This window comes from Streptomyces vietnamensis (assembly GCF_000830005.1).
GTDB classification, from domain to species: domain Bacteria; phylum Actinomycetota; class Actinomycetes; order Streptomycetales; family Streptomycetaceae; genus Streptomyces; species Streptomyces vietnamensis.
Genome location: NZ_CP010407.1, coordinates 8274084 through 8286159, shown reverse-complemented (window position 1 = coordinate 8286159; position 12076 = coordinate 8274084). Strand labels below are relative to the sequence as shown.

Sequence of the window (12076 nt, the reverse complement as noted above, 5' to 3'; positions counted from 1 at the left end):
CCTCGGGTGCTTGACGGTTCAGTCGAGGACGATCGTGGTCAGCGCGCGCGGGGCGAGCGTGGCCGTGAGGGTCGTGCCGTGCGTGGAGACGACATCGGCCGGGGTGATCGAGCGGGTCTCGTCGGTGACGTAGGCGTCGGGGTGCCGGTCGTGTCCGCCGCGGAGGGCGAACTCGGCGGACTTCTGGGTGGTCGCGGTGTTGAGGATCTCGATGACGCGACGGCCGTCGGTGTTGCGGAAGGCCGTGACGCGCAGGGCCGGGTCGGCGTCGGTGACCGGCACGCGGACGGCGCCGGGGCGGATGAACCGGCTGAAGGCGGCCAGTGCCCAGTACCGCTTGGACACCCGGTAGCCGTCGCCGGGGTTGGCGAGCTGGATGAGCCCCCGGGTCGCGCCGAGGGACGCGCCGGTCCAGTAGACGTAGGCGTTGGCGTTGCCGACGGTCAGGGTGTTCTGGATGTCGGCGGCGACGGTGAGACCGTCGTAGCCGCTGCCGTCGTCCCAGTGCTCGTTCCAGGTGGTGCCGTCCGGCGACCACTCGGACATCCACACGTGTTTGTCGGTCGGCTGCGGGACCGTGGTCGGACCGCTGTAGCGGTGGCCGGTGACGGTCCGGACGGCCTTGTCGGCCTCCGGGTCCGCCTCGATGGCCTCGGTGAAGGCGACCTGGCGGTCCCAGCCCGCGGCGTCGCAGCAGACGACGCCGGTCTTCAGTCCCGAGGCGCGGACGGTCGGTCCGAGCACCTTGAGGAAGTCGACGGCCTGTCGGGGCGTGAAGCGCATCGAGGCGTAGGTCGCCGTCCAGTCGGGTTCGTTGGTGAACCCGAGGTCGGTGATGTCGATGCCTTCCCGCTCGTAGAACTTGGCGTACTGGACGAGGTAGTTCGCGTACGACTGGCGCCAGGCGGGAAGCAGCTCGCCGCCGTTGTTCTCGTCGCCGTTGGTCTTCATGAAGGCCGGCGCGCTCCAGGCGTCGGCGTAGAACCTCTTGACGCCGTACGCCTTGGCCTCCTTCGCGAGCCAGACCTGGCCGCCGTCCCAGCCGTCCCAGACGTACTTCGGTGTGGCGTCCGGCCCGCCGGGATCGGCTGGCAGGATCGTCGGCATGTGGTCGTAGACCCGGTCGGTCGACGATCCGATGCCCAGGCGCAGGATCGACAGGCCGGCGCCCTTCTCCTTGCTGAGCAGCAGGTCGAGCACCTCGCGCCGCTTGGCGGGGCTGAGGCCGCGCGCGCCGTGCAGCAGGTCGGCCCGCTGGAAGGCCATGGAGAAGCCGAATCCGTCGATGGGCTGGAGGTCGGCCCGGAAGTCGATGGCGGGGCTGGCGGGGGCCGCGGCCTGCGGCACGGGGTCGGCTGCGGCAACCTGAGTTGTTAGCGCTAACAATATGGCGGCCGCCATGACGGTCAAGCGTTTCACGGAGTCTCCTCGGGGAGGCAGGGAGAGCGAGCGGTACGGATCAGCCCTTGGTGGCGCCGGCGGTGAGGCCGCCGATCAGCTGGCGCTCGGCGACGGCGTAGAAGGCGAGGGCGGGGACCATGGCGAGCACGATGTAGGCGAGGACGAGCGCGTAGTCGGTCGAGTACTGGCCCTGGAACTGTTGGACGCCGACCGGGATCGTCTGCCATTTCGGGTCGTTGAACACCAGCAGCGGCAGGAAGAAGTTGTTCCAGCTCGCGACGACCGCGAGGACGGAGACCGTGCCGAGCGCCGGACGCGCCATCGGCAGCAGGATCTGCCAGAAGAAGCGGAACTTGCCGCAGCCGTCCATGGTCGCGGCCTCCTCGATCTCCGCCGGGACGGTCCGGAAGAAACCGCGCAGGATCACGATCGTCATGGGGAGCCCGAAAGCCGCCTGCGGGAGGATCACTCCGAGCGGATTGTCGAGCAGGCCGAAGGTGCGCAGCATCAGGAAGAGCGGCAGGACGGCCACGGCGAACGGGAACATCAGCCCGATGGTGAAGAGCGTATAGAACAACTCCCTTCCCCGGAAGGCATAGCGCGCGAGAACGAAGGCCGCCATGGCCGAGGCCACGACCGTCACGACCGTCGTGCCGATGGCGATGCCCGCGCTGTTGGCGATCTGCCGCCAGAACATGCCGTCGCCGAGAATTCCGAGGTAATTGCCGATCTTCCAATGCTCCGGAAGTCCGAACGGGTTGTTCGTCAGTTCCGCCGTGCTCTTGAAACCGGAGATCACGGCGTAGAGCAGAGGCACGGCGACGAACGCGGCGATCAGCCAGACCACGGCGTGCAGCGAGAGGCCGCGTACGGTCCTGCGGGCGTTCATCGGTCACCTCCCGAGGTGACGGCGCCGCTCAGGTCACGGCGGAGCACGTACCGCTGGTAGAAGAGGGAGAAGACGAGGCTGATCATGAACAGCACGACGCTGATCGCGCTGGCGTAGCCGACCTGGTACCGCTTGAACCCGAACTGGAACATCGCGATGGCCATCGTCTCGGAGGAGTGGTTGGGCCCGCCGGCGGTCATGACCCAGACGAGGTCGAAGAGCTGGATGGACCCGATGATCGACAGGAAGACGCTGATCCGGATCGTCGGTCCGAGCAGCGGCAGCGTGATGTACCGGAAGCGCTGCCAGGCGCCGGCGCCGTCGATGGAGGCGGCTTCGAGGATCTCGGACGGGATGCTCTGCAGCCCGGCGAGGAACAGCATCATGTGGAAGCCGAAGTACTTCCAGATCATCACGAGGAACAGGGTCGGCAGGACCGTCGAGGGGTCGGCGAGCCACTTGCCCTGCAGGTCCTCGAGCCCGAAGAAGCCGGCCATGTGATCGGCCATGCCCGCGCCGGGCAGGAAGATCATCGTGAACAGAACCGCCGTGACGACCTCGGAGAGGATGTACGGCGCGAAGAACAGCATCCGGTAGACGGCCCGGCCGCGGAGCTTCTGGTTCAGTAGAACCGCGGTGAACAGGGCGAACGGCAGCTGCACCAGGACCGACATGAGGATCAGGTACAGCCCGCGCCACAGGTCCCCGATGAAGACCTCGTCGTCGAACAGCTTGGTGTAGTTCGCGAGTCCGACGAAATTGTCCATGGGGCCGATGCCGCCCCACTTGAAGAAGCCTGTCCAGACGGCGACGACCATCGGGGCGACGACGAAGACGAGGAAGAGCACCAGGGCCGGGACGAGGAACCAGGCGACCGAGGCCCAGGAGCCCCACCGGCTCAGGAGCGAACGGGCCGGAGGCGGCGTGGGCGTCGCCACGGACTCCTCCGTCCGTTCCTTGGTCAGGGTGGACACGGAGCTAGGCACTCTTCGCAGCCTCGGTGATCGACTCGGTGACCTGCTCGGGGGTCTTCTTGCCCGCTATGAGGTCGGCGACGCTGTCGTTGACCTCCTGGCCGACCGCCGGCGGGTAGGCCTGGTCCAGGAAGAGCTGGAAGCCGGTGGCCTTGACCAGACTCTCGGCCACGACCTTCTTGTTGGCGTCCTTGAGCTGGCTCTCCGCACCCTTGACCACCGGCAGGTAGCCGTTGGAGGCGAGGAGCTTGGGCTCGTTGTCCACGGCGAAGAACTTCAGGAAGTCCAGGGCCTCCTTCGGGGCGCCCTTGCGGAGCGCGAAGCCGCTGCCGCCGCCGAACACCTCGGTGGCCTGCCCCACTCCGCCCTCGACGGTCGGGAAGGCGAAGAAGCCCAGGTCCGCTCCGAGGTCGGCACCCGCATCCTTCTCCACGGACGGTGCCCACTGGCCCATGAGCTCCATGGCGGCCTTGCCGTTGCCCATGGTCGCGGCCTGGCCGCCGGGGGTGGAGTAGCCGGCACCGAGGAAGCCCGGCTGGAACGGCTGGAGGTCGACGAGCTCCTTGAGAAGGGCGCCCGCCTTGACGAAGCCGGGGTCGGTGAAGTCCTTGGTGGCCGCGACCTTCTGCAGGGCGGGGAGGCCGGCGACGCGCATCGCGAGGTAGGCCCAGTAGTAGTGGCCGGGCCACTTCTCCTTGCCGGCAAGGGCGATCGGGGTGATGCCCGCGGCCTTGAGCTTCTTCACGGAGGCGAGGTACTCGGCCCAGGTGGCCGGCGGCGTGGTGATCCCGGCCTTCGCGAAGAGCTTCTTGTTGTACCAGAAGCCGACCATGCCGATGTCGTACGGGATGGCGTAGAGGCGGCCCTCGATCTGGTAGGCCGAGAGCGAGACCGGGGTGAACTGCGACGACCAGTCCGCGAGGTCGGTGATGTCCTCGACGAGGCCCGCGTCGACCTGCTGCTGGAGCACGCCGCCGCCCCAGGTCTGGTAGACGTCGGGGAGCTTGCCCGAGGAGGTGGTGGCGGTCAGCTTGGACTTGAACGCCTCGTTCTCCAGCGAGGTCGTGTTGATCGCGATCTTCGGGTGCGCCTTCGTGAACGCCGTGGAGATCTCCGGGAAGAGGGACTTGCCCGGCTCCGTGGTGGCGATGTTCCACCAGTCGAACGTCACCTTGCCGTCGGTCGCCGCCCCGCCGCCCGATCCGCCGGACCCGCAGGCCGCCGTCAGGGGGACGGACAGTGCGGTCAAGCCCGCGAGCGCCAGGAAGCTGCGTCGGCTCGGGGTGGTGCTGGCCATGGGACCTCCGTGAGGGGGATACGCTCGAAAACTTTTCGAAACTCTCTCGAATTACGTGGTGCCACAACCTAGGAACGACAGACACCACGGTCAAGACTTCTCACCGATTTATCTCGGAAACCTGGCCGCAATACAGGTCTTGACAAGTCGTCACGCCGCCCAGAAACTCTTCGAAAGTTTGCGAAACATGTCGTCGACCGACGGCGTCGAAAAGGAGAGAAGTTGAGCGAGCAGCGTGCGACTCTGGCCGTCATCGCCGCGGAGGCGGGGGTCTCCCAGGCCACCGTCTCCAAGGTGATCAACGGCCGCTCCGACGTCGCGCCCTCGACCCGCGAGCGGATCGAGGGCCTGCTTCGGTCGCACAACTACCTCCAGCCCGGCCGGCAGAACCGGGCCCGCAGATCGGGCCTCGTCGACCTGATCATCGGCGGCCTGGACAGCGCCTGGGCGGTCGAGATCCTGCGCGGCGTCGAGGCCGAGTGCGCCCAGCGGGGCGTCGGCACCGTCGTGTCGCTCGTCCCGCCCGGCGAGGCCACCCCGTCGAGCTGGTCCGCGCTGCCGGTCCAGCACCACAGCGACGGCGTCATCCTCGTCACCGCCTCGGTCACCGAGGCGCAGCGCGCCCAGGTCGAGCGGGGCGGGGTGGCGCTGGTCGTCATCGACCCGATCGACCTGCCGGACAACGGTGTCCCGAGCATCGGCGCGACCAACTGGGCCGGCGGCCTCGCCGCCACCGAACACCTGCTGGAGCTGGGGCATCGCCGTATCGCCGCGATCGGCGGGCGCAAGGAGATGCTCTGCAGCCAGGCCCGCATCGACGGCTACCGGGCCGCCCTGGAGCGGGCCGGGATCGAGGTCGACCGCGACCTCATCCGCTTCGGCGACTTCCAGCACGAGGGCGGATTCCGGTGCGCGCAGGAGCTCCTCGCCCTGCCCGAGCCGCCGACCGCCATCTTCGCGGGCAGCGACCAACAGGCGATGGGTGTCTACGAGGCCGCCCGGCAGAGCGGACTGAGCATCCCGCGGGACCTCAGCGTGGTCGGCTTCGACGACCTGCCGATGTGCGATTGGCTGTCACCGCCGCTGACGACGGTGCGTCAGCCGCTGGAGGAGATGGGCCGGCTCGCCGCCCGCGCCCTGTTCCAGCTTCTGGAGGACCAGCCCCTGGTCAGCCCCCGGATGGAGCTCTCGACCGAACTGAAGGTCCGCGTCTCCACCGCCCCGCCCCGTCTCTAGGAGAAGAAGAACCCCGTGAGTGAGCCCTGGCGTGACCCCCTCCTGCCCGCTTCCGTGCGCGTCGCCGATCTGCTGAGTCGGATGACGCTGGAGGAGAAGGCGGGACAACTCGCCGGCTTCTGGGCCCTGCCCTCCGATCCCGGTGCGCCCGTGGCGCCCATGGAGGACGACTCCGGCGAGCCGGCGCCGGGTCTCGACGACATCGTCGGGCACGGTCTCGGCCAGCTCACCCGGGTGTACGGCACCGCGCCGATCGCCGCGGAGGCCGGGATGGAGCGGCTCGCCGCGCTCCAGCGGCAGGTGACGGAGGCCGGCCGGTTCGGCATCCCGGCGCTGGCCCACGAGGAGTGCCTGACCGGGTTCATGACGCTCGGCGCCACCGTCTTCCCCGGGCCGCTCGCCTGGGGCGCGTCCTTCGACCCCGAACTCGTACGGCGGATGGCCGCGGCCATCGGCGACGGGATGCGGCGGGTCGGCGTCCACCAGGGCCTCGCTCCGGTGCTCGACGTGGTCCGCGACCACCGGTGGGGCAGGACCGAGGAGTGCATGGGCGAGGACCCCTACCTCGTCGGCGCGATGGGGACCGCTTACGTCCAGGGCCTGGAAGGCGCGGGCGTCGTGGCGACGCTCAAGCACTTCGCCGGGTACTCGTCCTCGCGCGGCGGCCGGAACATGGCTCCGGTCGCCGTGGGGCCGCGCGAGTTCGCCGACGTGCTGGTCGAGCCCTTCGTCCGGGCGCTGCGCGAGGGCGGCGCCCGGTCGGTGATGAACAGTTACACCGACGTGGACGGCGTCCCCGTCGCCGCCGACGAACGCCTCCTCACCGGACTGCTCAGGGACGAGCTCGGCTTCGACGGCACCGTCGTCGCCGACTACTACTCGGTCTCCTTCCTGGAGTCCCGGCACGGCGTCGCCGGATCGCGTGGCGCGGCCGGCGCGCTGGCGCTGACCGCCGGAATCGACGTCGAACTGCCCACGGCCCGCTGCTACGGCGAGCCGCTGACCGCACTCGTACGGTCGGGAGACGTGTCCGAGGAACTCGTCGACCGGGCGGCGGAACGGGTGCTCCTGCAGAAGGCCGAACTCGGCCTGCTCGACCCCGGATGGGAACCCCTCAAGCCCGGGCCGATCGACCTCGATCCGCCGGAGAACCGGGACCTCGCCCGACTCATCGCCGAACGGTCCACCGTCCTGCTCGCCAACGACGGCATCCTGCCGCTGCGGCCGTGCCGGGTCTCGGTCACCGGGCCGTACGTGGACGACCCCCACTCCTTCCTCGGCTGCTACTCCTTCCCCAACCACATCGCGCTGCCCGGCGATCCCGGCGTGGAGATCCCGACGCTCGGCGAGGCGCTCACCGCCGCCGGGTTCACGGTCACCGACGACGCACCGGACGTGAACGTGCTCGTCCTCGGCGACCGGGCCGGCATGTTCGGCCGGGGCACCTCGGGAGAGGGCTGCGACGCCGCGACCCTCGACCTGCCCGGCGACCAGGCCGCGATCGCCGCCGCGGCCCTCGACTCCGGGGTGCCGACCGTCCTGGTCCTCGTCTCCGGACGGCCGTACGCCCTCGGCTCGCTCGCCGAGCGCGCGGCGGCCGTCGTCCAGGCCTTCTTCCCCGGCGAGGAGGGCGGGACGGCGCTGGCCCGGATCATCAGCGGGGCCGCGGAGCCGGGCGGCCGGCTCCCCGTCTCCCTCCCCCGCCAGGTCGGCGGACAGCCCGGCACCTACCTGCACTCCACGCTGGGCGGCCGCACCGACTGGAGCTCGGTGGACCCGACGCCGCTGTTCCCGTTCGGACACGGGCTGACCTGGACCAGCTTCGCGTACACGGATCTGACCGTGGACCCCTCCGCCCCGACGGACGGATCCGTGTCCGTCGGGGTGACCGTGCGCAACGTCGGCGAGGTGGCCGGGACCGAGGTGGTGCAGCTGTACCTCTCCGACCCCGAGGCGTCCGTCGTCCGGCCGCTGCGGTGGCTCGCCGGATTCGGCAGGGTCGAGCTGCAGCCGGGCGCGGCCGCCCGGGTCACCTTCTCCGTCCATGCCGACCGGACCTCGTTCACCGGGCTCGACCTGCGCAGAAGAGTGGAACCCGGGGAGATCGGCGTGGCCGTCGGACGGTCCAGCGGCGATCTTCCGCTCCAGGGCTCCTTCACCCTGCACGGCCCCGTACGCCACCCGGCGGCCGACCGGGTGCTGTCCGTGCCGGTCGAGATCGGCCCGGTGATCTCATGAGCACGCCGTTCGGTGATCCCGTACTGCCCGGGTTCCGGCCCGACCCGTCCGTCTGCCGGGTGGGGGCGGACTACTACCTGGTGACGTCCAGCTTCGAGTGGTTCCCGGGCCTTCCGGTGTTCCACAGCCGCGATCTCGTGAACTGGCGGCGCCTCGGCTCCGCGCTCGACCGGCCGTCCCAGCTCGACCTCGACGGGTGCGAGCCCTCACGCGGCCTGTTCGCACCGACGATCCGGCACCATGACGGGGTCTTCCACCTCGTCTGCACGCTGATGGACGGCCCCGGCCACTTCGTCGTCACGGCGACCGACCCGGCGGGACCGTGGTCGGAGCCGCACTGGCTGGAGGGCGAGGGCTTCGACCCGTCGCTCTTCTTCGACGACGGGCCGGACGGCGACGGCCGGGCCTGGTTCACCGCCTCCCGTGTGGTGGACGAGGCCGCCGGCCACACCGAGATCTGGATGCGCGCATACCTTCCCCACGAGCTACGGCTCACAGGACCCGAGTACGTCCTGTGGTCGGGAAGCCGGCCGGGCGCCCGCTGGTCCGAGGCCCCGCACCTCTACAAGATCGACGGTACCTATCTCCTGCTCACCGCCGAGGGCGGCACCGCCGAGGACCACAGCGTGGTCGCCGCCCGCGCCGACCGTGTGACCGGCCCCTACGAGGGCGTCCCCGGCAACCCGGCTCTGCCTCCCGCCCCGAAGGGCCCGGTCACCTGCACCGGACACGCCGACCTCGTGCAGACGCCGTACGGAGACTGGCGGGCCGTCCTCCTGGGCGTCCGACCAGGTTCCGCCCTGGGCCGTGAGACCTTCCTCAGCCGAGTCACCTGGCACGACGACCTGCCGGCCTTCTCCCCCATCGCCCACGCCGGTCTCTCCCGCCCCCTCCACGACGACTTCGCCACCCTCTCCGCCGACTGGAGCACCCTGCGCACCCCACGCGCACCGTTCTGGACCACCGGCGACGGGCTCCGCCTCCAGCTCCGCCCCGAACGCCTCGGCGAGCGCGCCACCCCGTCCCTCCTGGTCCGCCCCCAGGAACAGCCCGACTGCGACGTCTCCACCGAACTGCACTTCGTCCCCGCCGCACCGGACGAACAGGCCGGCCTCGCCGTCGTCATCGACGACGACACCCATGTCCTCCTCCTTCGCACCACGGACGGCCTCAGCCTCCGCCGCGGGCCTGACGTCCTGGCCCGCGTTTCCGTCCCCCCGGGCCCCGTTCGCCTGGGGGTCCGCATCCGCGGCTTCAGCCACACGTTCTCCTACGCGGCACCCGACGGCGCCTGGCAGGACCTGAGCACCGTCGAAGCCACCTTCCTCACCCCGCTGTTCACCAGCGTCCAGCTCGGCCTCTACGCCACCTCCCACGGCCGCGCGTCCACGAACCAGGCCCATTTCCCGTGGTTCGCCCTCACGTATCCGCACCAGCCCTCCGGGGCGAACGAAATCGACGATCCGGAAAGGTGACCCGAGGCATTTATTCGTTGACGAGGTGAGCGGTCCCTGTCGAAACACTTTCGACAGGGACCGCTTTTCCGTCACGTCGGCGGAATTCCGTGGTTCCGAAACATCTTCGAAACCATTGACATGGTCACGCCCTTTTTCCAGACTGATGGACGAGGCGCCACCGCCCCTTTACCTGTGTGCCGCGGAACCTGCCTCGCATCATTTTCACCCTGCTGATCCGCATCCCTTTTCCATGGACGCGGACATCGTCGTCGCGGTTTCCCTCCGCCACGCTCTCACCCATCCGTGATTTCCGTCCTGGAGGTCCATTCATGCGTTCACACGCCATTCCCCCGCCCACCGTCCGCCGGAAAATCGGCGGCCTCTGGGCGGCGCTGATCGTCGGCGTCCTCGGCTCCGCCACCGTGCTGGTGGCGCCGTCGGCCTCGCACGCCGCCGAGAGCACGCTCGGCAGCGCGGCGGCGCAGAGCGGTCGGTACTTCGGCACCGCCATCGCCTCGGGGAGGCTGGGCGACTCGGCGTACACGACGATCGCGGCCCGCGAGTTCAACTCGGTGACGCCCGAGAACGAGATGAAGATCGACGCCACCGAACCCCAGCAGGGCCAGTTCAACTTCACCGCCGGCGACCGCGTCTACAACTGGGCGGTGCAGAACGGCAAGCAGGTACGCGGGCACACCCTGGCCTGGCACTCCCAGCAGCCCGGCTGGATGCAGAGCCTCAGCGGCAGCACGCTGCGCCAGGCGATGATCAGCCACATCAACGGCGTGATGGCCCACTACAAGGGCAAGATCGCCCAGTGGGACGTCGTGAACGAGGCCTTCGCCGACGGCACCTCGGGCGCCCGGCGCGACTCGAACCTGCAGCGCACCGGCAACGACTGGATCGAGGTCGCCTTCCGCACCGCGCGGGCCGCCGACCCCGCCGCCAAGCTCTGCTACAACGACTACAACGTCGAGAACTGGACCTGGGCCAAGACCCAGGCCGTGTACGCCATGGTCAAGGACTTCAAGCAGCGCGGCGTGCCGATCGACTGCGTCGGCTTCCAGTCGCACTTCAACAGCGACAGCCCGTACAACAGCAACTTCCGCACCACCCTGCAGAGCTTCGCCGCCCTCGGCGTCGACGTGGCCGTCACCGAACTCGACATCCAGGGCGCCTCGGCCACGACCTACGCCAACGTGACGAACGACTGCCTGGCCGTCCCGCGCTGCCTCGGCATCACCGTGTGGGGCGTGCGCGACACCGACTCCTGGCGATCCGGGGACACGCCGCTGCTGTTCAACGGCGACGGCAGCAAGAAGCCCGCCTACACCTCCGTCCTGGGCGCCCTCAACGGCGCCTCCCCCACCCCCACTCCGACCCCCTCCCCCGGCTCCGGACAGATCAAGGGCGTCGCTTCGGGCCGCTGCCTGGACGTGCCCGGCGCCGTCACGACCGACGGCACCCAGGTCCAGCTGTGGGACTGCAACAACCGCACCAACCAGCAGTGGACCTACACCGCCGCAGGTGAGCTCAGGGTCTACGGCGACAAGTGCCTGGACGCCGCCGGCACCGGCAACGGCGCCAAGGTGCAGATCTACAGCTGCTGGGGCGGCGACAACCAGAAGTGGCGCCTCGACTCCGACGGATCCATCGTCGGCGTCCAGTCCGGCCTCTGCCTCGACGCCGCCGCCAACGGCACCGCGAACGGCACGCTGATCCAGCTCTACTCGTGCTGGAACGGCAGCAACCAGCACTGGACCCGGACCTGACCTGCCTGCAGTGACACCCGCACCACGGAGGGGAGCCAGGACGATCCTGGCTCCCCTCCTCGGCTCCTCGGCGCGGTCAGGCAGAGGGAGGGTTGCCGTAGTAGGCGTCGGGGCCGTGCTTGCGTGTGAAGTGGCGGTCCAGGACGTGCTGCGGGGGTTCGACCGTGCCCAGGGCGATGGTGTGCAGGGCCATCTCGGCCACCGCCTCGCAGATGATGGCGTGCTCCAGGGACGCGGTGGCGTCGACGCCCCAGGTGAAGGGGCCGTGGTGGGCGACCAGGGCGCCGGGGACCTCCCGGGCCCGGGTGTCGTCACGGTCGAGGAGGTCCACGATGACCTGACCGGTGTTGTACTCGTAGTCCGTGGCGCACTGCTGGGGGGTGAGGGCCGCGGTGACGGGTACGGGACCGTTGAACGTGTCCGCGTGGGTCGTGCCGAGCACCGGTATGGGACGACGGGCCTGGGCGAAGGCGACGGCGTGGGTGGAGTGCGTGTGGGTCACGCCGCCGATGGAGGGGAAGGCCAGATAGAGACTGCGGTGCGTCTCCGTGTCGGTGGACGGGCGCAGGTGGCCGTCCACGACGCTCCCGTCGGCCAGGGAGACGACAACCAGGTCCTCCTCGCTCAGCACGTCGTAGGCCACGCCCGAAGGCTTGATGACGAAGACGCCGGCTTCTCGGTCCACACCGCTCACGTTGCCCCAGGTGAGGGTGGCGAGGCCGGCTCGGGGGATGCGGAGGTTGGCCTCCAGCACCTCTCGGCGCAGCTCCTTGGAAACGGTCGTGCTCACGGAGGACTCCGTCCTGGTGGAG

Annotated in this window: 9 protein-coding genes; 4 read left to right on the top strand and 5 right to left on the bottom strand. The window is 69.7% G+C overall.

What is annotated here, in order from left to right:
* Positions 1–18 precede the first annotated feature (18 nt).
* The 4 genes from SVTN_RS36855 to SVTN_RS36840 form a co-directional block, all read right to left on the bottom strand.
* Positions 19–1347, bottom strand: coding sequence for a glycoside hydrolase family 30 protein (locus tag SVTN_RS36855; protein ID WP_245727778.1), 1329 nt, complete (start codon positions 1345–1347; stop codon positions 19–21).
* Between the two features lie 112 nt (positions 1348–1459).
* Positions 1460–2290 carry a carbohydrate ABC transporter permease gene (locus SVTN_RS36850; protein ID WP_041132963.1) on the bottom strand — a complete coding sequence of 277 codons (831 nt, stop codon included), beginning with the start codon at positions 2288–2290 and terminating at the stop codon, positions 1460–1462.
* The gene (locus tag SVTN_RS36845; protein WP_041132962.1) at positions 2287–3276 is read right to left on the bottom strand and encodes a carbohydrate ABC transporter permease; all 990 of its coding nucleotides are present in this window, start codon (positions 3274–3276) and stop codon (positions 2287–2289) included. Before SVTN_RS36845 ends, SVTN_RS36850 begins: the two co-directional genes overlap by 4 nt.
* Positions 3269–4561: an extracellular solute-binding protein gene (locus SVTN_RS36840; protein WP_041132961.1), complete on the bottom strand. Its 1293-nt coding sequence runs from the start codon at positions 4559–4561 to the stop codon at positions 3269–3271. Before SVTN_RS36840 ends, SVTN_RS36845 begins: the two co-directional genes overlap by 8 nt.
* A 222-nt stretch (positions 4562–4783) precedes the next feature.
* Between SVTN_RS36840 and SVTN_RS36835 the strand changes: the two genes are divergently transcribed.
* The 4 genes from SVTN_RS36835 to SVTN_RS36820 all read left to right on the top strand — a co-directional run bounded on the left by SVTN_RS36835 (position 4784) and on the right by SVTN_RS36820 (position 11264).
* A complete protein-coding gene (locus SVTN_RS36835; RefSeq protein ID WP_041132960.1) occupies positions 4784–5797 on the top strand; it encodes a LacI family DNA-binding transcriptional regulator in 1014 nt (337 codons plus the stop codon).
* A 15-nt stretch (positions 5798–5812) separates the two neighbouring features.
* Positions 5813–8035, top strand: coding sequence for a beta-glucosidase (locus tag SVTN_RS36830; RefSeq protein ID WP_041132959.1), 2223 nt, complete (start codon positions 5813–5815; stop codon positions 8033–8035).
* The gene (locus tag SVTN_RS36825) at positions 8032–9510 is read left to right on the top strand and encodes a glycoside hydrolase family 43 protein (RefSeq protein WP_041132958.1); all 1479 of its coding nucleotides are present in this window, start codon (positions 8032–8034) and stop codon (positions 9508–9510) included. The genes SVTN_RS36830 and SVTN_RS36825 overlap by 4 nt, the downstream gene beginning before the upstream one ends.
* 311 nt (positions 9511–9821) lie before the next feature.
* Entirely contained in the window at positions 9822–11264 is a 1443-nt protein-coding gene (locus SVTN_RS36820) for an endo-1,4-beta-xylanase (protein ID WP_041132957.1), read from the top strand.
* Between the two features lie 76 nt (positions 11265–11340).
* Here the strand turns inward: SVTN_RS36820 and araD are convergent, their stop codons facing one another.
* Positions 11341–12054: an L-ribulose-5-phosphate 4-epimerase AraD gene (araD, locus tag SVTN_RS36815; protein WP_041134659.1), complete on the bottom strand. Its 714-nt coding sequence runs from the start codon at positions 12052–12054 to the stop codon at positions 11341–11343.
* Positions 12055–12076 lie beyond the last annotated feature (22 nt).